General features: G+C 36.4%; 27 protein-coding genes. 1 reads left to right on the top strand and 26 read right to left on the bottom strand.

Annotated features, from left to right (window positions below; all coding sequences use genetic code 11):
* Positions 1-14 precede the first annotated feature (14 nt).
* The 14 genes from aspB to MHH59_RS07715 all read right to left on the bottom strand — a co-directional run bounded on the left by aspB (position 15) and on the right by MHH59_RS07715 (position 13065).
* A complete protein-coding gene (gene aspB, locus MHH59_RS07780) occupies positions 15-1202 on the bottom strand; it encodes an aspartate transaminase AspB (protein ID WP_002011860.1) in 1188 nt (395 codons plus the stop codon).
* Positions 1203-1220: 18 nt separating this feature from the next.
* Positions 1221-1724 carry a cell wall elongation regulator TseB-like domain-containing protein gene (locus MHH59_RS07775; protein WP_340851029.1) on the bottom strand — a complete coding sequence of 168 codons (504 nt, stop codon included), beginning with the start codon at positions 1722-1724 and terminating at the stop codon, positions 1221-1223.
* 7 nt (positions 1725-1731) lie between these two features.
* Positions 1732-1902, bottom strand: a complete 171-nt coding sequence (locus MHH59_RS07770; RefSeq protein ID WP_002086589.1) for a YpmA family protein — start codon at positions 1900-1902, stop codon at positions 1732-1734.
* 250 nt (positions 1903-2152) lie between these two features.
* Entirely contained in the window at positions 2153-4957 is a 2805-nt protein-coding gene (gene dinG / locus MHH59_RS07765; RefSeq protein ID WP_340851024.1) for an ATP-dependent DNA helicase DinG, read from the bottom strand.
* 130 nt (positions 4958-5087) lie between these two features.
* Positions 5088-5471: an aspartate 1-decarboxylase gene (panD, locus tag MHH59_RS07760; RefSeq protein ID WP_000490176.1), complete on the bottom strand. Its 384-nt coding sequence runs from the start codon at positions 5469-5471 to the stop codon at positions 5088-5090.
* A gap of 12 nt (positions 5472-5483) precedes the next feature.
* On the bottom strand, positions 5484-6332 hold the full coding sequence (gene panC / locus MHH59_RS07755) for a pantoate--beta-alanine ligase (RefSeq protein ID WP_002126472.1): 849 nt from the start codon (positions 6330-6332) through the stop codon (positions 5484-5486).
* The gene (gene panB / locus MHH59_RS07750; protein ID WP_147740426.1) at positions 6332-7168 is read right to left on the bottom strand and encodes a 3-methyl-2-oxobutanoate hydroxymethyltransferase; all 837 of its coding nucleotides are present in this window, start codon (positions 7166-7168) and stop codon (positions 6332-6334) included. Before panB ends, panC begins: the two co-directional genes overlap by 1 nt.
* Before the next feature lie 342 nt (positions 7169-7510).
* Entirely contained in the window at positions 7511-8491 is a 981-nt protein-coding gene (locus MHH59_RS07745) for a biotin--[acetyl-CoA-carboxylase] ligase (RefSeq protein WP_002086594.1), read from the bottom strand.
* Entirely contained in the window at positions 8476-9669 is a 1194-nt protein-coding gene (locus tag MHH59_RS07740) for a CCA tRNA nucleotidyltransferase (protein WP_002086595.1), read from the bottom strand. Before MHH59_RS07740 ends, MHH59_RS07745 begins: the two co-directional genes overlap by 16 nt.
* Entirely contained in the window at positions 9656-10801 is a 1146-nt protein-coding gene (gene bshA / locus MHH59_RS07735) for an N-acetyl-alpha-D-glucosaminyl L-malate synthase BshA (RefSeq protein ID WP_002086596.1), read from the bottom strand. The genes MHH59_RS07740 and bshA overlap by 14 nt, the downstream gene beginning before the upstream one ends.
* Positions 10798-11502, bottom strand: a complete 705-nt coding sequence (gene bshB1 / locus MHH59_RS07730) for a bacillithiol biosynthesis deacetylase BshB1 (RefSeq protein ID WP_002011848.1) — start codon at positions 11500-11502, stop codon at positions 10798-10800. Before bshB1 ends, bshA begins: the two co-directional genes overlap by 4 nt.
* A gap of 11 nt (positions 11503-11513) precedes the next feature.
* The gene (gene mgsA, locus MHH59_RS07725; protein ID WP_000684753.1) at positions 11514-11909 is read right to left on the bottom strand and encodes a methylglyoxal synthase; all 396 of its coding nucleotides are present in this window, start codon (positions 11907-11909) and stop codon (positions 11514-11516) included.
* A 14-nt stretch (positions 11910-11923) separates the two neighbouring features.
* Positions 11924-12724 (bottom strand): dihydrodipicolinate reductase, encoded by an 801-nt coding sequence (gene dapB, locus MHH59_RS07720; RefSeq protein WP_002126457.1) that lies wholly within the window; start codon positions 12722-12724, stop codon positions 11924-11926.
* Positions 12721-13065 carry a nucleotide pyrophosphohydrolase gene (locus MHH59_RS07715; protein ID WP_002011846.1) on the bottom strand — a complete coding sequence of 115 codons (345 nt, stop codon included), beginning with the start codon at positions 13063-13065 and terminating at the stop codon, positions 12721-12723. Before MHH59_RS07715 ends, dapB begins: the two co-directional genes overlap by 4 nt.
* Before the next feature lie 391 nt (positions 13066-13456).
* On the opposite strand from MHH59_RS07715, the gene MHH59_RS07710 reads away from it, so the two are divergent.
* Positions 13457-14338: a YitT family protein gene (locus MHH59_RS07710; protein WP_002011845.1), complete on the top strand. Its 882-nt coding sequence runs from the start codon at positions 13457-13459 to the stop codon at positions 14336-14338.
* A 28-nt stretch (positions 14339-14366) separates the two neighbouring features.
* On the opposite strand, the gene MHH59_RS07705 is transcribed toward MHH59_RS07710, so the two are convergent.
* From MHH59_RS07705 to aroA, 12 genes are all read right to left on the bottom strand, one after another.
* Positions 14367-15017: a uracil-DNA glycosylase gene (locus MHH59_RS07705; RefSeq protein ID WP_002011844.1), complete on the bottom strand. Its 651-nt coding sequence runs from the start codon at positions 15015-15017 to the stop codon at positions 14367-14369.
* A gap of 133 nt (positions 15018-15150) precedes the next feature.
* Entirely contained in the window at positions 15151-15831 is a 681-nt protein-coding gene (locus MHH59_RS07700; protein ID WP_002086606.1) for a zinc metallopeptidase, read from the bottom strand.
* Between the two features lie 105 nt (positions 15832-15936).
* The gene (ypjB, locus tag MHH59_RS07695; protein WP_002126445.1) at positions 15937-16722 is read right to left on the bottom strand and encodes a sporulation protein YpjB; all 786 of its coding nucleotides are present in this window, start codon (positions 16720-16722) and stop codon (positions 15937-15939) included.
* Positions 16723-16829: 107 nt separating this feature from the next.
* A complete protein-coding gene (gene lit, locus MHH59_RS07690) occupies positions 16830-17516 on the bottom strand; it encodes a lipoprotein intramolecular transacylase Lit (protein ID WP_002064533.1) in 687 nt (228 codons plus the stop codon).
* A gap of 25 nt (positions 17517-17541) precedes the next feature.
* Positions 17542-18132 (bottom strand): DUF1405 domain-containing protein, encoded by a 591-nt coding sequence (locus MHH59_RS07685; protein ID WP_002126441.1) that lies wholly within the window; start codon positions 18130-18132, stop codon positions 17542-17544.
* 516 nt (positions 18133-18648) lie between these two features.
* Positions 18649-19416, bottom strand: coding sequence for a menaquinol-cytochrome c reductase cytochrome b/c subunit (gene qcrC / locus MHH59_RS07680; protein WP_002011836.1), 768 nt, complete (start codon positions 19414-19416; stop codon positions 18649-18651).
* 43 nt (positions 19417-19459) lie between these two features.
* Positions 19460-20134, bottom strand: a complete 675-nt coding sequence (gene qcrB / locus MHH59_RS07675) for a menaquinol-cytochrome c reductase cytochrome b subunit (RefSeq protein ID WP_000932700.1) — start codon at positions 20132-20134, stop codon at positions 19460-19462.
* Positions 20135-20647, bottom strand: coding sequence for a menaquinol-cytochrome c reductase iron-sulfur subunit (gene qcrA / locus MHH59_RS07670; RefSeq protein WP_002011835.1), 513 nt, complete (start codon positions 20645-20647; stop codon positions 20135-20137).
* Between the two features lie 144 nt (positions 20648-20791).
* The gene (locus tag MHH59_RS07665) at positions 20792-21247 is read right to left on the bottom strand and encodes a YpiF family protein (protein ID WP_002126440.1); all 456 of its coding nucleotides are present in this window, start codon (positions 21245-21247) and stop codon (positions 20792-20794) included.
* A gap of 153 nt (positions 21248-21400) precedes the next feature.
* Entirely contained in the window at positions 21401-21937 is a 537-nt protein-coding gene (locus tag MHH59_RS07660; protein WP_002086615.1) for a ReoY family proteolytic degradation factor, read from the bottom strand.
* A gap of 73 nt (positions 21938-22010) precedes the next feature.
* Entirely contained in the window at positions 22011-23273 is a 1263-nt protein-coding gene (locus tag MHH59_RS07655) for a tetratricopeptide repeat protein (RefSeq protein ID WP_002086616.1), read from the bottom strand.
* A 107-nt stretch (positions 23274-23380) separates the two neighbouring features.
* A complete protein-coding gene (gene aroA / locus MHH59_RS07650) occupies positions 23381-24655 on the bottom strand; it encodes a 3-phosphoshikimate 1-carboxyvinyltransferase (protein WP_340851023.1) in 1275 nt (424 codons plus the stop codon).
* Between the last annotated feature and the right edge of the window lie 73 nt (positions 24656-24728).

The following is a 24728-nucleotide window of genomic DNA, read 5'->3' as shown; positions in this document are numbered from 1 at the left end:
CAAGAAACAGACGATTAAGCCTGTACTTTACTTTTCATGAACGTATGAATTCGTTCTAATGCTTTCTCAACTTGCTCAAGAGATGTCGCATACGATAATCGAACGTTATTTGGTGCACCAAATCCTGTACCTGGAACAAGAGCCACCTTTTCTTCTTCTAATAATGCTTTTGCCCACTCATCAACTGTATCATACCCAGCTAACGCTACGGCTTCTTTTACATTTGGGAATAAGTAAAAAGCACCTTGTGGCTTAATGCAAGTGAAACCAGGAATTTGAATTAATTTATCATAAATAATGTTCAATCTTTCTTCAAACGCTTGACGCATTGTTTCTACAGGTTCTTGTGAGCCTGCATACGCAGCAATTGCACCGTATTGAGCGATTGAAGTAGGGTTTGACGTACTATGACTCGCTAAGTTCGTCATCGCTTTAATAAGCTGCTTATTTCCTGCTGCATATCCAATACGCCAACCTGTCATAGAATGTGATTTAGATACACCATTAATAATAAGTGTTTGTTCTTTTAATACATTAGAAAGCTGGGCAATTGAAGTATATTCCGCGTCACCATAAATTAATTTTTCATAAATCTCATCTGAAACGATTAAGATATCATGCTCTAAACATACTTCTCCAAGCTGTTGTAATTCTTCTTTGCTGTAAATCATCCCTGTTGGATTGCTCGGTGAATTAATAATAACAGCTTTCGTTTTCTCTGTAATTGCCTCACGCAGCTGCTTTGCTGTAATTTTGTACTCATTGCCTTCTAGACCTTCTACATAAACTGGCTTACCACCAGCAAGCTTTACTTGCTCAGGATAACTTACCCAATAAGGAGTTGGGATGATAACTTCATCTCCTTCATCAAGTAACACTTGGAATAATGTATATAATGCATGCTTGGCACCATTACATACAATAATTTCAGATGGATCATACGCAATTCCTTGATCACGAGTAAACTTCTTCACAATTTCTTGTTTTAACGCTTGTAATCCACCTGTTGGTGTATATTTCGTATGTCCTTCTAACATCGCTTTATGCGCAGCATCCATAATATGTTTTGGCGTATTAAAGTCAGGTTCTCCTGCTCCTAATCCAATTACATCATGACCTTCTGCTTTTAATGCTTGTGCCTTTGCTGTAATTTCTAAAGTTGCAGATGGTGTTAAAGCAGCTACTCGCTTTGCTAATTTCATTTGTAGTTCCCCCTACATCTATTTTTCAATGCTGTAGTGTCCAGCATAAACCCCATTTTGAAACTCTAAATAGTAATACGTATAACGATCTTCCTGATCAATATATGTAATTTCCCACAATGGAATATCGTTTTGAGCACCTAATTTTACTTTTATAATTTCTTTTGGTTTCGGCTTCAGCTCAGCACCTTCTCCTGTAGCTTGTTCAGCCAATTTTTGCAAAGCTTCTTTTTTAGAAATACCTTCGCTCTTTTTCTTCACAAGGACATTTCCTTTTTTATCAGGCACCCAAACGATAAGTTGTTCTCCTTTTTCATCTGTACCTTGTACGACTGTATATGAAGATTTCCCATTATAATAATCAACAGTATTTACCTTTGTAAGCTTTGCCTTTTCTTTCGCAATTTCTACAGACTTTGACTCTTTTGGAATTTTCTTTTCCATCGCTTTATTATAAACATATGCCCCATATATTCCGCTAGCAACGATAACGATAATGATTGTAAAGATCCACTTTTTCATTGTATCACTACGTTCTGTAAATCGTAAATACAGCTGTTTCTTTATCTTTTTCGTCTAATGCTAATCCGAACATGAGGTCCTGCTCTTTTAACGTACGATTCAAACCATCAACAATTTTATACAAGTCAGACGAATATTTAATACGCGTCGTTGATAGGACTTCGATTTTCTTATCCATGAAAAAACTCCTCCGTTACACAAAAATTTCTAATTATAGAAGAACGCAATGCGGTTACAATAAGAGTACATTCTTTACAACCCCTGCTTCATCACCCATCTATTATAGCAGGACATGTACAGCAAAAAAAGGTTTCAAATCGAAAAGCAATATATTTTGTATACAAGAAGTAAGAAAAATAAAATTCCTCCTACCCACATTTTTTACGCCTGAAGTTTAAATGTACTTCAAGCGTATTTTTCTTCCAATTTTATTCATTTGACGATTCTTCTAACTGTACTAACAATTCTTCTAACGGTCCTTCATAGAGCGGTACAGTTGGGATTGATTGTAAAAATCGTTTTCCATAGGAAGAACTTGTCAAACGACGATCTAATACAAATACAGTTCCCGTATCTGTATTTGTTCTAATAAGACGACCAAACCCTTGTTTGAAACGCAAGATTGCTTGTGGGAGCGCCAACTTATCAAATACGTCTTCTCCTTGATTTTTTAACCACTCTCCTTTTGCTTCCATCATCGGCTGATGAGGAGGGGTAAAAGGCAGACGGACAATGACAAGACAACTCAGAGCATCTCCAGGTATATCTATCCCTTCCCAAAAACTACTTGTTCCTAACAAAATCGATTTGTCGAACTCCTGGAATTTTCGGATTAGACGACTTCGGCTCTTATTATTCACACTTTGCGTTAATAATAAATATCCTTCTAATGTCTCATCATTTTTCAAATTCGTATACGCTTCTTTCAACATTTCATACGAAGTGAATAAAACGAGCATTCTACCTTTTGTAGCTTTCGCTATTTTCGCAATATGTGCCGATATAGACTCAATATATTCTTCATTACTTGCTTTCTTAATAAAAGGTACATCCGTTGAAACCATTAATTTCATTTGCTCTTCAAAACGGAATGGTGATGGAACCTTTAATGTATTGGGAGCAAAATCATGTAAACCTAGCTCCTCTTTTATATAGTCGAATGAATCATTAACTGTTAACGTTGCTGATGTGAAAATAACACTCTTTTTCTGGGTTAAAAATTCATCAGCAAATCTTTCACCAATATGAACAGGCTGCGCATATAGAACTGTTGAATGAATCGTTCCCTTCGTTTCAGTCTCCATCCATGTCACGTATGAATTTTTTTCTAAAATGAGTAATTGTAAAGATTGTGCCATCTTTCTCAACAACTCAATTAAATGCATATATTCACCTGTAACGACATGCATCTCCCATTCTAATTTACTTTGCAATATTTCAGCTTGCTTCTCAAGTGTAGTCAATAACTTTCTTACATCATACACAAATCGATTTGTTAACTCGGTAATGCTATCCCATAACTTACCTTTCTCTACTTCCGTGTTATATCGATAAATGAGTGGCATATTGCTCATCCCTTGTTCCTGCTTTGTTTGTTTAAATACGAAAGTCCGTAACATTTGGAATAGTTCATCCGCATCAAATTTCAATTCCTTCAAACTATGACTCACCATACGGAAAGTCGAACGCGATGCTTGCTCTGATTTTTTCATCATTTTATATACTTTAGAAAGTACATCATCTGTTTCTAGCGTACCAAGACGAGATAAAGCTAATTGAAAATACATGCATGAGAACTGTTCACCTAATGTTCTACTCGCCGCTTCCTCGATATGATGAGCTTCATCAAAAATAATATGTTCACATGAACCAAATAGTGGTTCTTCACTTGAAAAATCTTGAAATAATAACGCATGATTTGTAATAACGATATCTGCAAATAATGCTTTATTCTTTGCTCTTTGATAAAAACAACGACTATACCAGTTGCTTTGCATCCCGCCTGGACTATGTACATCACTACAAATACGGTTCCAAAGTAACTTGCCGCCCTCAGGAATATTTAATTCATCACGATCGCCAGTTACCGTTTGCAATAACCACACTAAAATTTTTGCCTTTGTGAGCGCCATATCATAATTTTTCTCTTCCTCTTGCAAAGCATATTCAAATTTGTGTAGACAAAGGTAATGCTTTCTTCCTTTCAGAAGAGCTACTTCAAATGAAAATGGCATTATTTTCTTTAATAAAGGAATTTCTTTTTCTAGTATTTGTTGTTGCAATTGTACAGTTTGTGTACTTATAATGACAGGCTCTTCTTTTTTCTTTGCGAAATAAATACTTGGAAGTAAATATGCAAGCGTCTTCCCCGTACCTGTTCCTGCTTCAATCAGTGAAAACCTAGAATCTCTTAGCGCTGTATATATTTCCTTCATCATAATTTGTTGGCTTTCTCTTTTTTCAAACTTTGGCATATTCAATTCAAGTTTATCGATTGTCTTATGTAAGAAAGCATCAAATTTAGATGAGTATGTTTCACTGAGGCTTAAAGAATAATTCCGCTTTCGAAGCGCAATATTTCGATACACCTCACACTCCTCTGCCTCTTCTTTACCATGCATCATTTTCTTTAAAATATTTTCAGAAAGTACATCAGCTATATCACTTTGGAAAACATCACTTAATTCATAAAGCGATTGTAATGTGACAAGTGGTAACTTTTCAATTTCACTTAAAAATTGTAAAAACAACTCTGCTGTTGCAAGAGCATCACTATCCGCACGATGTGGTTGATCGTGCTCTAGTTCATGCTGCTTAGCTAAATCACGTAATTTATAACTATCAGCTGTTGGCAAAAGAATTTGCGCCAATTCAACTGTATCAATTTTAGGACAATGTACTTCTGTATATCCAGCCTGCCTTAATTCTTCATTTAAAAAATTCCAATCAAAGTGAACGTTATGTGCAACAAAAGCCGCACCTTGTAATAGCTCAACAATCATCGGGGCTACATCTCGAAATAACGGGGCTTGTTTTACAAGATTTTCATCAATCCCAGTTAATTCTGTAATAAATAGGGGAATCTCTCTCTTCGGATTAATAAAAGATGAAAAAATCTCTAATATCTCTCCATCTTCCACTACAACAGCTGCAATTTGGGTGATTTTATCCTTCCCATCCTTCCAGGAGTTCCCTGTCGTCTCTAAATCAACAACGACATAACGCTTACTCATATATGTAACACCTCAATTTCTTACCTATCAAACACAAAAATTATATAATGTTACTATACCACGTTTTACCTCATCTTAATGAAAAGATGCACAAAAAAGCTATCTCCTTAATTAGAGATAGCCTTCCTACTTATAATATCGTGCCAGCTTTTTCAGCACCTAACATTTCAATAATTTGATTATCATCGTCTAATACTGCAATTTTCGGCTCTTGTTTATGAATATTTTCTTCTGCCACTAAACCATAGCAAATAATAATAACTTTATCACCCGGTTGTACAAGCCTTGCAGCTGCACCATTTAAACACACAACACCGCTACCGCGCTCTCCTTTAATAACATATGTCTCTAAGCGAGCTCCATTGTTGTTATTTACAATTTGTACTTTTTCATTTTCTACAATATTTACCGCATCCATTAAATCTTCATCAATTGTAATACTACCTACATAATTTAAATTTGCTTCTGTTACAGTTGCACGATGTAACTTCGCTCTCATCATTGTGCGAAACATAGATGCTCCCCCTTATTTCCCCATTAATGTTATATTGTCAATTAATCGTACATTTTCAAACTTAACCGCAATCGCTAAAATGATTCTTCCTTCAATTTTATTTATTGCTTTTAATGAAGGATATGCATATAAATCAGCATAATCTACAGTGCCTTTCGTATACTTCTCAATATGCTCTTTCACAAGATTCATAATGATTTCCGGATTACGTTCGCCTGCCTCAATTCGTTCTTTCGCTATACATAGACTGCCGTATAAATGAGGAGCCTCTTCACGTTCTTCTAGTGATAAATACACATTACGAGAACTTTTCGCTAATCCATCTTCTTCCCTTACAATATCAACTGGTACGATCGTAACGGGAATATTAAAATCAGTTACGAATCCTTCAATTACAGCTACTTGCTGTGCATCTTTCATACCGAAATAAGCACGCGTTGGCAATGTAATATTAAATAGTTTCATTAGTACAGTCGCAACACCAGCGAAATGACCAGGTCTTTGTTTGCCACATAATACGTCGGTACGCTTCACAACTTCTACTGTTGTCGTTTGTTCTGCTGGATACATCTCTTCTACACTCGGATAAAATAAATAATCAACACCATTTTCTTTTGCTACATTTTCATCTCTATCAATATCACGTGGGTATCGATCTAAATCTTCATTTGGTCCAAATTGTAGTGGATTTACAAATACACTTAAAACTACAATTTCATTTTCTTCCCTTGCCTTACGTAGTAACGTAGCATGCCCTTCGTGTAAATACCCCATCGTTGGAACAAAACCGATACTTTTTCCACTTGTACGAAGTTCGTTTGTAATTTGCTGCATCTCTTGCACTGTAGTTATGATTTTCATTATTGTTTTCCTCCGTATAACGCTAAGCACTCTTCCTCTTTCATTGTGAATGAATGTTTTTCTTCAGGAAATTGCCCTGTCTTTACTTCAGTAACGTATTGCGAAATCCCTCGCACAATCTCCTCTTGAACAGACGTATATTGCTTCACAAATTTCGGAACACGATTTACGCCGTACGAGATAAGATCGTGGTATACAAGAACTTGCCCATCTACTTTTTGTCCTGCTCCAATTCCGATTGTAGGAATTGTTAACTGCTCTGAAATAATTTCTGCTAATTGCATTGGCACACATTCTAGCACAAGTGCTATCGCACCAGCTTCCTCACATTTCTTTGCATCTTCTATTAATTTTTTTGCACTTTCAGCATCTTTCCCTTGTACTTTATACCCACCTAGCACTCCTACAGATTGAGGAGTTAAACCTAAATGCGCCACAACGGGAATTCCCGCATTCGTTAAGTAGTGAATAGTTGATATAACTTCTCCAGCACCTTCTACCTTTAATGCATGTGCCCCGCTCTCTTGAACAATGCGACGTGCATTAATCATCGTATCTTGCGATGAGACATGATAAGACATAAATGGCATATCAGTTACAATAAACGTCTCTTTCGCTCCGCGGCGTACAGCTTTCGTATGATGAATCATATCCTCTACTGTTACTGGAACTGTTGAATCATACCCAAGTACAACCATTCCTAGAGAATCACCCACTAAAATCATATCGACTTTAGCTTCTCCTGCTAATTTAGCAGATGGATAATCATACGCCGTTAGCATTGTAATCGGCTCACCTTGCTCTTTCATTTTCAAAAAATCTGTTTTTGTTTTCAAAAACTACTCCTCCTTTATGCAGGAGAGAGGAGATGGCCGAAATCATATAAAAAACCCCTCTGGCCATAAAAGGGCAGAAGGGTTGTGTGTTAGTCGGCATTATTCATCCCTCTGTCCCAGTCCGTTATTGGATCAAGGCAGAATCCAAATTATTATTTTTTCATACTGCGTAAAATAATGGTGCAGTTCGCTTTGATACTGCCCATATTCGAAATAATTATAGCAAACTCTGAAAAGGAATTGCTACATTTTTTCGAAAAAATAATTTTTTATCCCTATTATGGTATGTGAAATTTATTAGTATCTAAATGACAAAAAGAAGCTCCAAAATAGGAACTTCTTTTACTTAATTTCTATATCAGCAGAATGAATGTGGTGCACTTGTCCTTGATGATCCTCAAGTAACAATACACCATCCTCCGTAATTCCTTTTGCTAGCCCATTAATAGTTTCCTTCATCGTTCGAGCTGTAATTTCTTTTCCGATACTTACTGCGTAACTTTCCCAAAGAATTTTAATAACAGAGAAGCCATTTTTTAAATACTCTTCATACAATTTCTCTAGTTGCAAGAAAATTTGTTGCATAAGTTCCGCACGAACAATCGGCTTACCCGATTCAATTGCTAATGAAGTTGCAATTTGCTGAATTTCCTCATCAAAATGTTCTTGTTTCTGATTTGCATTAATGCCAATTCCCATAATAACAGCATTAATTTTATCTGGATCAGCTTGCATCTCCGTTAATATACCGACAGCTTTTTTACCTTGAATTAAAATATCATTCGGCCATTTAATCCCTACGTTTACACCGGTACATTTTTCAATTGCTTGCGCTACGCTAACAGCTGCTAATAAAGTAAGCTGTGGTGCATGATGAACTGGAATCGAGGGACGCAAAATAATACTCATCCAAATTCCTGTTCCTTTTGGGGAATACCATTTTCTACTTAAACGTCCTCTACCTGCTGTTTGTTCTTCAGCAACGACAATTGTTCCCTCTTCTGCGCCTTCATAAGCAAGTCTCGCTGCAATATGCTGAGTAGACTCAACCGATTCTTCAAAATAAACCGTTCTACCGATACGCTCTGTTTGTAATCCTAATTGAATCTCATTCGCAGTTACTTTATCTGGTTTACTAGCAATTCGGTACCCTAAGCGGCGTACAGCTTCTAGTTCATACCCTTCATTACGAAGGTCCTCCATATGCTTCCATACAGCGGTTCTCGAACAACCAAGTTTGTCACTAAGTATTTGACCAGATACAAATGCACCATCTGCTTCAGAAAAAACTTGTAATAACTGCTTTCTTATAGTAGATTGCATCTTTGTAGCCACTCCCTTATATCCTCTTTCTTATTAACTAAATCTCCTTGTACGATTGCTTCTTCAATATTTTGAAGCATTTCGGCAACCCACGGACCTGGCTTTTTATCTGTCCAGCTTAATAAATCATTACCAGTCACATTCATTTCTTGACGATTTTTTATCGGCAATGCATGAAATAATGATTGTACTTGCTTAACAGACGCACTATTATAACTTTCTATTATCGCTTCATATACTCTTTCCGCCATCTCAGCGATGCGAATCCCAGTTTTATAAAGAAGGATTGTATCCCACTCCTTCTCCTTTCTAGAACGAATTGCTAATAAAACCGCTACGATATCTTTAATCTTTTTATTCGAGAACTTCCATTGACGCAAAAAGACAGATGGATGCTCTTCTCCGATACAATATAAGAAAAATGCCCACGCCTCAACGTCTGTTTCGAAAGAATCCCATTTATACTGCGTAGCTTTCAAGAGTCTTTCTTCTGACATTTGCAAATATGGCAGATGAGAAAATAGCTTAGTTTCTACTAACTCTTGAAGACCATTCACACAATATGTACCGGTCAACAATTTTTCAAATTCAACTGTAATTCTTTCAATCGCTATATGTTCGAGCAAATGCCCATACGTTTCAATTGCTTGTTTCGTCTTTATTTCCAAAGAGAAACCTAACGTACTTACGAACCGAATACCACGCATCATTCGCAGTGCATCTTCTTGAAAACGGTCTGCAGCATCTCCAACCGTTGTAATTTCCTTCAGACGAATCGCTTCTTTCCCAGCAAATAAATCAACCATTTCGCCTTCCTCTGTCATTGCAATTGCATTCATCGTGAAATCACGTCGTTTTAAATCCTCTTCTAATGAACGGACAAATTGAACACTACTAGGTCTTCGAAAATCTTCATATTCGCTTTCTGTTCGAAAAGTAGTTACCTCATACGGTTCACCATTTTCTACAACAATTACAGTTCCATGCTCAAGACCAACCGGAACATGTCTTGGGAAAATAGCCATTACTTCTTCTGGTAAAGCAGATGTTGCGATATCGATATCTCCAATCGGTCTATCGATAATAAGATCGCGTACACTTCCACCAACGAAGTAAGCCTCATGTCCGTGCTGTTTTAACATCTCAATAATTGAACTAGCTTTTTTAAATCTTTCCATTCTTGTCATCCCTTAGTATGTCATAATAAATCGCCTCATACTGTGAAACGATTTTTTCCGAACGAAACTGCTCATATACAGATTTCATCGCTCGCTCTCCCATATTACGGTGAAGTTCTTCATTTTCTAGTAGCTGAATTGCTTGCTTAGCTATTCCGTCTGTATCTCCAACTTCACATATATATCCTGTTTCACCATGTTGAATGACCTCTGGAATGCCCCCAACCCTCGTTCCGATACTAGGCACACCACACGCCATCGCTTCTAATATAACAAGACCAAAACTTTCCTTTTCTGATAAAAGTAGCATTAAATCACTCATCGCAAGAAGCTCTGCAACATTATCTTGCTTTCCTAGGAATAAGACACGTTCCTCAATATGTAAACTTTTCACCAATTGTAAAATAGTACAGAACTCTGGTCCATCACCAACAAGAAGCAATTTCGCATCTACTTCCTTTACAATTTTGGCAAATGACTGCACAACATCCTGTACACGCTTAACCTTTCGGAAATTTGAAATATGAATCAACACTTTTTCATTTTCTCGTATACCATATTCTTTTTTTAATTGAGACATATCACGTTTGAAATAAACACGTTCATCTACAAAATTGTATACCGTCTCAATTTCTTTATCTGGTTTTACAAGTTCATTTGTTTCTTCAATTAACGAATGTGACACAGCTGTAACAACATCAGATTGTTCAATACCAAAGCGAATTAAATTATTTAACGAAGGGTCGGAACCTAACACAGTAATATCCGTTCCATGTAAGGTCGTAACAATTTTAATACGCTCCCCAATCATTTGTTTTGCTAAATATGCACAAATAGCATGCGGGATTGCATAATGCACATGTAAAATATCAAGGTTTTCTCTTTGAGCAACCTCTGCCATTTTACTCGCTAATGCTAAATCGTAAGGTGGATATTGAAAAACAGAATATTGATTTACTGTTACTTCGTGAAAATAAATGTTCGGGTACACTTTATTCAACCGAAATGGTACACCCGATGTAATAAAATGAATTTCATGCCCGCGTTCCGCCAATTGCTTTCCTAACTCTGTCCCAACAACCCCAGAACCACCTACAGAAGGATAACATGTAATACCTATTTTCAATTTCATTTACATCCCCCTATTAAATCAGCATGTAATAAAACCGGTTTCTTACTCATAAATCCTTCGGCATACAGCACTCCAACTTCTTTCCCAAACATCTTCTCCCGAGCGATTACAGTTTCAACGTATCCTTCGGTTAATGGCGTCTTAACACCATCACTCCCTGTTGAAAACTGACTTTCATACGCTTCTAACGCTTCCACCTTTTTAGAAAGGTATTCACTAATATCTATACAAAAATTCGGTTTATGAAAACCATTAATCATATAATTATAAAACGACTCTACACGGTGCGGCGGAAGTTCAGGCATATATTTACGAATTCCCGCTGAAAAGATAGCTTCTTCCACAAGTTTCGCGCAATTAGCATGGTCTGGATGACGATCTTCGTAATATGGTGCGAAAATTAGTGTTGGTTTATATGTGCGAATAATCTTTACAATTTCACGTATATATTCTTCTTTCATATACAAACCACGGTCTGGCATTGCTAAATTAATTCTCGTTTTTACTCCCATAATACGAGCTGCAGCCTTTGCTTCTTCTTTTCTTAGTTCTACCGTTCCATTTGAAGAAAGATCAGCTTCTGTTAAATCGCAAATGCCTACTTCATATCCTTGCTTCGTATACTTTGCAATGGTACCTGCCATGCCGATTTCAACATCATCGGCATGAGCACCAAACGCTAATATATGTAATCCACTCATAATTGTTCCCCTCATTTTCTTAACTTTCGGTAATCTAAATCTCCCCGCTCTAATGCATGCATTAGCATTTCAGCACTTGCCATATTTGTTGCTAATGGGATGGCGTATACATCACATAAACGAAGTAACGCATTAACATCTGGTTCATGCGGCTGGGCTGTTAGTGGATCCCGGAAAAAAATCACCATATCCATCTCATTTTTTGCAATCATTGCACCAATTTCTTGATCTCCACCAAGAGGACCGGATTGATATCTTGTTACAACTAAACCAGTTGCCTCCATAATACGAAGTCCTGTCGTTCCTGTTGCAAAAAGTTCATGTTTTTCAAAAATTGGTTTATATGCGTATGCGAACGAAACCATATCATCTTTCTTTTTGTCATGTGCGATTAAGGCAATTTTCATCCGTTGTCTCCCCTTTAGTCGATAATATTTTCTAAACCGTACACAAGATGATCAAGGTTCATTACTGTTTCAATTGATAGTTTTACACCTGACATAAATGATGCACGGTTGAATGAATCATGGCGAACTGTTAACATTTGTCCATCTCCGCCGAACATTACTTCTTGGTGTGCAATAAGCCCTGGTAGACGTACGCTATGAATGTGAATACCGTCTACATTTGCACCACGTGCCCCTTCTAATTGTTCCGTTTCATTAGGGTGCCCTTGCTCTTTTGGTACACGATTTTGACGGATTAATTCTACTGTTTTTACAGCTGTACCAGATGGTGCGTCTAATTTTTGATCATGGTGTAATTCAATTACTTCAACATCTTGGAAGTACTTCGCTGCCATTTGAGAGAACTTCATCATAAGTACTGCACCAATCGCAAAATTTGGAGCGATAATTGTTCCTACTTCTTTTTCTTTTGCATTTTCTGTTAATTGCTTTAGTTCTTCTTCAGTAAATCCAGTTGTACCAATAACTGATCGAAGTCCACGTTCAACTGCAAGTGTCACATGTTTCTTTCCAATTTCTGGTGTTGTTAAATCTAACAATACATCTGCTTCTACTTCATCTAAACAAGTATGTAAATCCGCGTAAATAGGTGCATCTAGCGCTGGCATTCCCGGTAAATCAGAAATTTTTTCTCCGCCATGCTTATAATCAATTGCTGCTACTAAATTGAAATGCGCTGTTCTTTCCATAAGAAGGACTGCTTCATATCCCATGCGTCCTCGTGGTCCAGCGATAATTACTTTAATTTCTTTCATGCGTCTTTCTCTCCCTCATCAATACGTGTCCAACGATCTTTATCACGTGTATTAAATTTATTCATTACAATGTTATGCGCTGTTTCTAAATCAATATTTAAACTATTTGCCATACAAATCATAACAAATAAAACATCTCCAAGCTCTTCCTCAACACTTCGTTCTTTCTCAGTCGTTTTCTTTGGTTTCTCACCATAATAATGATTAACCTCTCTTGCAAGCTCTCCCATTTCTTCAGTTAAACGAGCCATCATTGCAAGCGGACTAAAATAACCTTCTTTAAATTGACCGATATATGCATCTACTTCTTTCTGCATATCTTTCATCGTTTTTGCTTCCATACTAGTCACCTCTTATTCCTTCCTCTTTCATGTTAGCCAATTCATCGCGATTTGACAAATATTATTCCCTCATATCACTATTTACGACTCTTTTTAGGATAGACTATAATAAAGTGAAACTTCTTTTGCGTGATTTTTGCAAAAGATCAGCCTGAACCAATCGGGTCCCTGCGGCTGGTTCGACCTTTTCTTCTTCGCTTTTCCCTCTACCAGCCGTTGGGACGGGATAAAGTGAAACTTTCTTTTGCATTTTTTCCGCACAATATCAGGCTGAACTAATTAAGCTCTTATACCATTCTCTATTTTTACTATCAACTAGAAATAACTTATTATTATGTTCTATCGTTTAAGAGGAGCAATGCAATCATTACATAATTAGGGGGATTTCTAAATGACATCAAATTTGAAGATTCGAAATATCATTTTTATTTTAATCGGTTCCGCTATTTTTTCTTTCGGTATTGTGAATATCAATATTGAAAATCATCTTGCAGAGGGTGGATTTACCGGCATTACGCTATTATTATATTTTAAATTTTCACTTGATCCTTCCTATACAAACTTAATTTTAAACGTCCCTCTATTTTTCATTGGCTGGAAATTACTCGGCCGAACAACATTTTTATACACATTAATCGGTACATTTAGCGTCTCTTTATTCCTTTGGGTGTTTCAGCGCTACGAGGTTCTCAACTTACATTTAAACTTGCAAAATGATATGACACTGGCTGCTTTATTCGCTGGGGCATTTATCGGCATAGGACTTGGAATTATATTCAAATACGGCGGGACTACTGGCGGTGTTGATATTATCGCAAGGCTAGCTCACAAATATGTTGGCTGGAGTATGGGAAAAACGATGTTTATGTTTGATGCGGTCGTTATCATTATCTCTATTCTTACATATTTATCATATCGTGAGGGCATGTATACGTTAGTTGCTGTTTTTATCGGGGCTAAGGTTATTGATTTCATGCAAGAAGGTGCTTATGCAGCAAAAGGAGCAACTATTATTTCTGATAAAAACGATGAAATTGCTTCAAAAATTTTATCAGAAATGGAGCGCGGAGCAACCTTTTTAAAAGCAGTTGGATCCTATACAAAAATAGAACGTAATGTACTATATTGTGTTGTTGCTAAAAATGAAATCGTAAAATTAAAAAATATCATTATTTCAGTAGATCCACATGCCTTTGTCGCTGTAAGTGATGTACACGATGTTGTTGGTGAAGGATTTACATTAGATGAAAATAAAAAACCGTTACATAATTAAATTCAGCTAGAAAAGCTCTGTAGCTTTTCTAGTTTTTTATTATAAATCTTTTAAGTTTCTCCAAATCCTCATAAATAAGCTCCAACAAACTCCGATTATAGAAAATAGAAGCTGGATGAAAGGTCGGAAAAATATGATATTCTTTTTCTGACCAAATAAATTCTGTACTGCTGCTATCTTTCAATCGCTGCACAGGTTGCTTTAACAATTCTCCATGAACATCCGTAATTTTATTATTTTTACCAACTAAACGCTGTAATGCAATATTACCAAGTGTGACAATAACCGGCTGTTGTATAAATTCCAGTTCATAATCTAGCAAAGGTGCATGGGCAAGTATCTCACCTTGATTCGGTGTTCTATTGTACTTCTTCTGTATTATTTCGCCATTTCGTTCCCTTTTCTCTCTCCATTTATAAGGTCTACTCCGGACCGCACTCGTAATATATACTTCTTCCCTTGTAACGTGAATACGTTCTAAAAATTCCATTAAATGTTTTCCCGCTCTCCCACTAAATGGAATCCCATTATGAATTTCTGTTTCACCAGGTGCTTCTCCAACAAGCATTAATTTCGGGTTTTTAGGGCCCTGTCCACTTAAAAAACCTTCTAATTGGTATGTAGCACTACGCTCCTTCACTTGTTTAACTAAATAATATGGATATTCTATGTCCGTCACCTTCTTTCATCATTCCATACTTATCTTTATTTTAACTAGTTCTATACCCCATATTCTCTCTATTATTTCCATTTGTAACATATTATAAGATTCAATCCACAAAACAAAAAAAGACTATCAAAATTGATAGTCTTTAATCGTCGCTACGCTGCATACCAGTATAAATTAATACGAGACGTAATAATTCAAATACTGCTACAGCAGCTGCTGCTACATATGTTAATGCTGCCGCATTTAATACTTTACGAGCTTGACCGTACTCATCTGTTGATACGATACCAAGTGCTTCAATTTGTTGCATTGCGCGTTTTGATGCATCAAACTCAACTGGTAATGTAACAAGTTGGAAAATAACACCTGCTGCCATTAAAATAATTCCTAGTAACAACAAACCAGACATTTGTGCAAATACACCAATTAGGACAAAAACCCATGACATGTTTGAACCAAAATTAGCAACTGGCACTAACGAATGGCGTACACGCATAAAGTTATAATCTTTCGCATCTTGAATTGCGTGTCCTACTTCATGTGCTGCTACAGCTGTACCAGCAACTGAATGACCATAATAGTTATCTGTCGATAATCTAACCGTCTTTACACGCGGGTCATAATGATCTGACAAATGACCTGGCGTTTCTTCTACGGCTACATTGTACAATCCATTTTCATCTAAAATTTTTCGAGCCACTTCCGCTCCTGTCATACCTGATGTTGAATAAACTTGTGAATACTTGCTATAGGCACTACGTACTTTTGACTGTGCATACAACGGTATGATCAAAATGATCGCGAAGTAAATTAAATAAAACATCATAAACCTCCATTGAAGTTTTAATTATAGTACTTCTCATTCTATTTTTTTCTTCCACCGTTGTCAATAAATAAACCTTACAATCCGTATCTTTATTTATGCGTATTATTTATCTTTAGAATGCAAGTTGCTTCTCCGCTTCTCTCTCTCCCCTTTATACTTTCTCCATCCAACATACGTTAAAGTGAACAAAATAAGTCCTCCAGTAATTGTCATAAACCAAATGAGAGAGGGAGCAATCTCATCTTTTTTTACTGTATGAAATATTTTTTGCAAATCACCTTTAATAATCCCTAGTTGCATTTGTCCACCTTTCGTTTTTAACATAACGTTACGAAATTCATCCAAATAAGATAAATGTGCATTTACACGCTGCGCTTCGTTTTCTGGCAGAGCAATCATTAAACTAGGATAAATAATATTAAATTCATTTAAAAATGTATTTAGCGTCTGTTGGAACTGTCCATCATCGTCTTTTTCCATCGCCTTTTCTACTTGAGAAAAAGCATTCATTATCTTTCTTTCTCTTTCCATCCAAAGTGGCTGATATTTAGATACTTGTGCATCAACAGCAAGTTGTAACGCTAACATATTATCCACTTTAACTTGCCTATCTGAATCTTCCGCGAGAGATTGTTTCGCCTTATCGTATGCTAAAGAAACGACTCTAATTTGTCCCGGAGTTACTTTTGAATTATTTTCATTCTCCTTTGATAGAAATTGCTCTGAGAAATGGTACAGTACTTGTATTGCCTTTTCATCTTCTTTTTTCTTCACTAACTGCAAAGAGTCATCTAGCAATCCAGTTAGTTCACTCCACTCTTCAGCATATATACGTACTGGAAACATTATAATTAGAAATGCTATCAGTCCAATTAATGTTCTCTTCATCCCGGTCCCCCCTATAACTACTAGTACAAAATATGTGGAATTGGACAAGAATAGAACAGAACAAAACCAAAAAATATATTATCTCTATGAAAACAAAAAAATTCTCTTTAAACAGAGAATTTTTTCTTTGAAACCCTTTTCTTTTTCACTAAATATTTATACACACCGTAACAAAGCATACTACCACCTAAAATCAATAATAAAATAATACATGCAGCATGCATAAAGAATTCTTCCGGTAACATTAAAATAACCGGATCTGTTTCAATATCAAACATCCAATAATCATTGCTAAATAAAAGCTTATGAAATAATACGAAACTCTTTTCAAAATTAATAGCAATTGGTAACGTAAGAGCTATTGGAAAAATAATTGTAAGAATCGCTCCGTGAAGTAAAAACTTTTCTTTTTTCTTTTTTAATAAATACGCTCCTCCTAATACAGCAATTACAATCGTTCCATACATTATATATTGAATCTTTACTAAAATATTTTTAACATCTACAAAATGAATGCGTCCATTTGTGGACATATCTAATGTCGGCAATTGTAATGCACCTTCATAAAACGGCGATAAATATGTAATAAGCACATCATAGTTTCTCTTAATTTCATCTTTCGTCATATCCGCTAAATCTGGAATATTTAAAAAATCAATTTCAAAATAATACAACCATTTTCCATATACAACTACCGTTGTCGCGAGAGCGAAAACAGAAAATGCTATGCTATAGGAAACTACTAAAGTGATCAATCGATCCAATATGTTTATACCGCTCTTATTTTTCTTCATTTTCTCCCCCTAAATGTCCTCACCATCATAAAGAAAACTGTTTTCGGTTCTCACGTAAGCAATAATAATATGTAATACACAGTACAGCAATACTTAACCAAAACGTAAAATAACCAATTTTCTCTACAAATAAATGCATAATCCCATATCTCGGCATTTGCCAAAATAAATAATCAATTGCATCATTATGTAATGTCCATATGCCAACTACAGTGAAGTGCCATTTTTTTATCCGATAAAACGGAGCATATAACATTCCCTGCACTGCCATCGCAAAATGAGATAACATTAACATATATCCCATAAGGCCAATAGGGCCTTTTACATAAATCATAATTGCATTTACAACAACAGCCCAAACACCATATTTTATTAAAGTAACTATCGCTAGCGCTTCTATTAACCCCCAGTTCTTCTTCATCAAAAAAGCAATTAAAACAAAGACAAAAAAGAGAGTCGCCATAGGGCTATCTGGTACAAACGGCCAAAATATAGGTGAGGTTTCTTTTAATTGATTTCCATACCATATGAATCCGTAAATTGTACCTAATATGTTAACAACCAATAAAAATAATAGTACCGAACGTTGCCTTAACATTGCATACAAGTAAGCCAATCTGTATGTCCAACACCTTTCAAACAAAGTAATTCTTTCATCGAACTCTACTCTATTATATAGCAAACTTTCCGTCATCGTAGAGTAGAAAACTGAAACAGATTAAATTTTCTTTAGAGATAGATGGCTTTGCTATCCCTTTTCTGTTTCAGCTTCCCCTCATCAAACCGTACGTGAGGTTTTCCCTCATACGGCTTTCCGATGCTCTTCCTTCTTTAGCTTTCAGTTTGTTCTAGCTTCCTACTTTCACGAGTGTGTATGTTATTTTCTTCATCAAGTCCTTGATACGACCATGTTTCTTTCGAACATTTCTTTTCTTATTCCAGAAAAGGTTAAGCCGTTCTAAGACGTACCAATCTATTTTACCGAGCCACTTCTGTCCAATTGAAGATAGGCTATAATAATTTTTGAATCCTTGTAGAATTCTATTTAAACCTTTCACCATCAAACAGTGCCCAGCTTAGCTGGGTACGCAAAATAAAAAGCTGACCACAGATTTTGTAGTCAGCTTTTCTATTATTTTTTATTATACTTTGCAACGAATTCCGAAAGCTTTTTCAGTTCCTCATCTGTACCTTTAAATACACCTTTAGGCATTGAACCTTTTCCATCTTTCGCAATTTTAGCGATTTCTTCTGGTTTTAAAGTTAAGTTTTGCAAAGCCGGTGCTGCCGCTCCGCCCTGTAAATTGTCACCATGACATGTTAAACAAGTATTTTTTTGCATCAACTTGTAGCCGTCATCATTTTTATCAACTGGTGCTGTTTTTACAATTGCTCCTTGTTTTTTTGCAGCTTCCCAATCGTGGTGTGCTACAGATTCCCAAGTTAAAAAAATAATCGATGCAATTGCTAAAAGCATAAACCCCGTTGCTACAGGACGCTTCAATGGTGCTCTTTCTGGGCCTCGATCTAGAAACGGAGCTAATAGTAACGCTCCAAACGCAATCCCCGGCATAATAAACGCACCAATTACAGTAAATGAGCCTGAAGCATACGAATACTTTAATAACTGATACAAGAATAAGAAATACCAATCTGGAAGTGGTATATATCCTGCATCTGTAGGATCCGCCATTCTCTCAAGCGGTGACGGATGCGCCACTGTTAAACATAAATAACCGACTAAAAAAACTGCACCAACCATCCATTCTTTTAACAAGAAATTCGGCCAAAACGCTTCTGTTTTCCCTGGATATTCAGAATAATCTTTTGGAATATTTGGTTTCCGGGCTACTGGTACCCGAGAATCTCCTACAAACTTCATCCCTTTGCCGCGATGCATAATCTCCCTCCTTTTGTTCTTTCCCCTTTAATTTAGCAATCTCTTATAGCGGACCGGAAATACCTTGTTTGCGAATCATGATGAAGTGGAAGGCCATTAAACCTAGAAGTGCTGCTGGTAAGAAGAAGACGTGAATAGCAAAGAAGCGAGTTAATGTTTGAGCGCCAACGATTTCGGAATGACCAGCGAGTAATGTTTTAATATAAGGACCAATGAGCGGCGTTTGCTCTGCAATTTGAATCCCTACTTTCGTAGCAAATAACGCTTTCATATCCCACGGTAATAAATATCCGGTAAAACCAAGACCTAACATAACAAAGAAAATAAGAACACCAACAATCCAGTTTAACTCACGAGGCTTTTTATACGCACCTTGGAAGAAAACTCTGAGTGTATGTAAAAACATCATTACAATTACGAGACTAGCACCCCAGTGATGCATACCACGAACAATTTGCCCGTAAGCTACTTCATTTTGTAAATAATAAACCGACTCCCAAGCATTTTTAATATCCGGCACATAATACATCGTCAAAAACATTCCGGACAAAATTTGAATTACTGTAACGAAAAAGGTAAGTCCTCCAAAGCAATAGACGAATGCAGAAAAGTGATGTGCCGGGTTAACATGCTCAGGTACTTCATGATCAGCGATATCACGCCATATCGGTGTAATATCTAAACGTTCGTCCACCCAATCATAAATTTTATTTAGCATCTACTTTGCACCCCCTCTTGGCTTCGCTTTTCCTAAATACAACGTTCCATCTTTCACTTTAGACTCGTACACATCAAGCGGAGCAAGAGGCGGTGTGCCTTTAATGTTCATCCCATCTTTTGTGTAACGTCCCCCGTGACACGGGCAAAAGAATTGATTAGGATGTGCTTTGTCCGAATTCCAGTTCACTGTGCAACCTAAATGTTTACATACTGGAGAAAACGCAACAATTTCTCCACTTTCATCTTTATGCACCCAAGCAGATTTTGGCTCTTCAGACTTGTACCACCCGTCAACCTGCTTCACCTTAAAATCGAAGCGCTTCGGCTCTGTTGTAATATCCTTTACTTGTCCAACAGCAACCATATCTGTTCCCGCTTCTTTTCTTAACACCGGATCAAGCGCAAACCTCGTCATCGGCATTAAAATACCCGCCGCCATAAAGCCTCCTACCCCTGTAAGTGTGTAATTTAAAAACTGTCTTCTTGACACACGATGTTCTTTCTCGCTCACGAAAATTTCCCCCCTCTATCAGAAATTGTCCCCTCGTGAAAAAATTATATAAAAAATAAAAACTAGGACACTATCATGATATAATACCCTCTTGTATAGGTCAATATCATACTACTCATAATAATAAGAACTTTCTGTTTATTATTATTTTATCCATCTTTCTTCCAACATTTCCATAATATTTTTTATGTGTGCACGAATAACTTCCCTTTTCGCTTGGTCACTAAATTGGTCTAATGATAACGATGGAAACCAAAATAAATCACCCTGCACATCTCTCATATCTTCTTTCCATGAAAAGTCACTTGTCACATAGGCAATATGCTTAAAACCTTGCCTTTGCAAATGATCTGTCCATTCTTGCAAACGGTCTTTTTCATTCTTTTGGCTCTCTACCAAATACGTAAATGCGGGCAGTAAAAGCACTCTTCCTTTATACTCCCTTTCCAACTCCATACTCAAAGCCTCAATAAATTCACCTTGCTCTACAACCATTTTCATCCCTTTTGCTGCCGAAATAGACAAAAGGGGTATAATCCCTGTATCTACATACTCCCTCGCTTGCTCAAACTGTTCTACATCTTTTACAATCCATTTCACCTTTTCTCCCCTCCTCCATTTGAAATAACAGAACTTTCACTTTATATATATTAAACCATACTAAAAGAGGTAAAAAAAGAAAAACTACCTATTATTAAGTAGTTTTTCTTAAAAAGTCTGAATTTCGTAAAGATTACATAATCAAAATGAATTCTATAAAATCTTCAACTCTGCTGTTAACCTATGAAATGCTTCCTTATCTTGCTTATCCAAAGCTTCATCAATTTGTTTCAAAAGACGTTCTCTTCTAAATGAGAATACACTTTCTTCTAAAAATCGTTCTGCAAGCAATCGATCTTTTTCATTCACTTCAATATGCTTTGGCAAATATGGGTTTTCTTCTAATACAGCTACATAGTTTGCATTTTGGAACGATGATTTAAAATTAAGCTGAATATAAATATCCTCATCTCGATTCAAACGAATATCATGAAACGATTTTTCTGCATCTGTTGTCATTACATTTTGTTTGAAAAAGTGAAACGGTGTGTCTTTCACACAATTTGCTGACATTACTAAGCCACGCGGACAATATTTTGCATGTTCTACGAAGTGGACTTTATGCATTAATTGATCGTGACTCATTAAATAATTCAAAATCCATACACATTCACGCTGTTTCAGTTGGTAATTATTCAAAAACCATTTTACAAAATCCTTCTTCTCGTTTACAGAAACAGGGGTATTCATAGCGATTAAGTCCCTCCTCTGTCTTTCTCTTTTCTTTTTAGATTCAAGAAGCGGCATTCAGTTTCCTTCCAACTTATGAAAAATCCTCTAAATTATATAACAATTCTTCAATATGAATTTGTGTCGGGTCTAGTTGTATTAACTGCGTAAATACTTCTTTCGCTTCTTTTCGCATTCCTTCTTCTAATAAGAAATAACCGTACTCTTCCAAGAAATCTGGATGATTCTTAAAAGAAGTATATGCACTTTCATAGTGTTTTAATGCATCCGAATACATTTCTAATTGTTTTTTTGCAAATGCAAGATCCCAAAGTAGTTGTGTATCTGGTTCTCCACTGTCAATTGCACGCTCTACAACTGCAATTAGCTCTTCGTATTTCTCTTGTTCTTTTAAAATATACGCATATTTTAATATCGCACCTAAATGTCCCGGATCTAGCTCCAGCGCTTTTTGAAGCACTTCTTCTGCCTCCGCTATTTTACCTAATTTCGCCGCAATATTCGCTAATTCTACATAGAAAGGAACAGACAGCTCATCTACTTTAATTCCTTCTTGAAGTGTTTCATAGCTTTCTTGAAGCATGCCTTCTTTTTCATAGCTTTTCGCTAAATACATGTATAACGATGCGTATTCAGGATCTAATTCTTTTAATTCTTGCCAAGCACCAATTGCTCTTTGATATTCTTCTCCTTGGTATAATGTGAAGGCATATCCAAATAATGAGTGAATATCTTTTTGCTCTTCTAACCCCGCTTCATAGTAAGAGATTGCCTCTTCCCAGTTTCCAATAGCACTTAAAGTTTCTGCTAGACGAAGCGCAATGACAACACCACCCATAACTTTATGTTCTGCTAGTAACGATTCATAATAAGTGATCGCCTTTTGCTCTTCACCTTTACTACTATATAATTCTGCTAACCCAAACGTAATAACAGGTTCGTCTGGCATCATTTCTTTCGCCTTTAATAGTTTTTGTTCTGCTACATCATCAAAACCTTGCATTTGGAATAAATCCGCTACAAGTAATAACGATTGAACATATAAATCATCGTTTTCTGGAATATCATGAAGCACTTCAATCGCTTCATCTTCTTTATCTAAATCAATATATAATTCTGCTAAAAATACCGTAAATTCACTTTCTTCCGGATATAGCAAGCGTAAGTCTTCAGTAATTGCTAACGCCTCATCCATAAACCCAAGTGTATGATAGTAACGAGCGATATCATACTTCTCTTCATCATTAGCAACTCGTAGTTGTTCTTTTAATAATTGTAATCCTTTTTCTGCTTCACCGTTTTCAATATAAGAAACAGCCTGTTCAAACTTTTGCATAAACGTCTCCTTTAATTCAAAAAATATTCTCTTCTGTTCATTTATCATAAGCAACTAGGTGTAAGAACGCAACCTTTTGAGTGAACTACCTCTTCCTATACTTTCTCTCATAGCGCAGCTAATTGTTCGAAAAATTCCGGATACGATACAGCGACCGCATCACTATTCTCTATTTTCACTTCTCCATCTATAATACACGATGCGATTGCAAGCATCATCCCAATACGATGATCGCCGTGACTATTAACAGTATTTCCTTTTAAACTTTGTTTACCATATATAATCATACCATCTGGTGTAGCTTCAATCTTCGCACCTAATTTGCCTAATTCATCTACAACCGTATCGATACGATTTGTTTCTTTTACTTTTAACTCCTCAGCGTTTTTAATAACAGTAATTCCTTCTGCCTGCGTTGCTAATAAAGCAATTACAGGAATTTCATCAATTAATCTTGGAATAAGAGTTCCACCAATTTCTATTCCTTTTAGTTTAGATGTTTCAATCGTAATATCCCCGCACGGTTCAAACTCTTCATTTCTAATATGATCGATAGAAATAAGTGCACCCATCTTTGTTAATACATCTAAAACCCCTGTTCTCGTCGGATTTAAACCAACATTTTCCAATACAAGCTTACTATTTTGGACAATTGCACCAGCTACTAAGAAAAATGCCGCCGAAGAAATATCCCCTGGAACTTCTATGTCTGCACCTTTAAGTTGTTGTCCACCTTGTAATGAAACAGTCCGTCCATTAACATCTACGGTACAACCGAATGCACGCAACATTCTTTCCGTATGATCACGAGATTGCATAGGCTCTGTTACCGTAGTAATCCCTTCCCCTTGCAAACCCGCAAGTAAAACTGCTGACTTCACTTGTGCGCTTGCTACTGGTGAATGGTAATGCATACCTTTTACCTTACCACCGCGAATAGATAAAGGTGTATATTGTCCGTTTTCTCTACCATCAATTTGAGCATTCATCTGACTAAGCGGGTCTGTAACACGTTTCATAGGACGTTTTCCAATTGATGCATCACCAATTATCGTACTATGGAACGGCGTATTTGCTAAAATCCCAAGCATAAGACGAATAGTCGTCCCTGAATTCCCCACATCTAATACTTCTTTCGGTTCTTGTAAATTATGTAATCCTTTACCGTAAATCGTGACATCGTTACCAAACTGTTCAATCTGGACACCTAGTTTTTGAAAACATGCAATTGTACTTAAACAATCTTCTCCTAATAAAAAATTTGATACTTTCGTCGTCCCTTCCGCTATCGCTCCAAACATAACAGAGCGATGCGAAATAGATTTATCTCCTGGAACAACAATTTTCCCACTCAAACTATTTTTTCGTCCTACTAGTTTCAAACTGTATCCTCCTCACATTTTAAATAAGTTATATGTACAATAGTTCTTCTTATACGTCTACTTCTATTGTAAC

The organism is Bacillus sp. FSL E2-0195 (genome assembly GCF_038003645.1).
Classification (GTDB): domain Bacteria; phylum Bacillota; class Bacilli; order Bacillales; family Bacillaceae_G; genus Bacillus_A; species Bacillus_A mycoides.
Note: the sequence above shows the minus strand (reverse complement) of the source record. Positions and strands in the feature narration are given on the sequence as shown.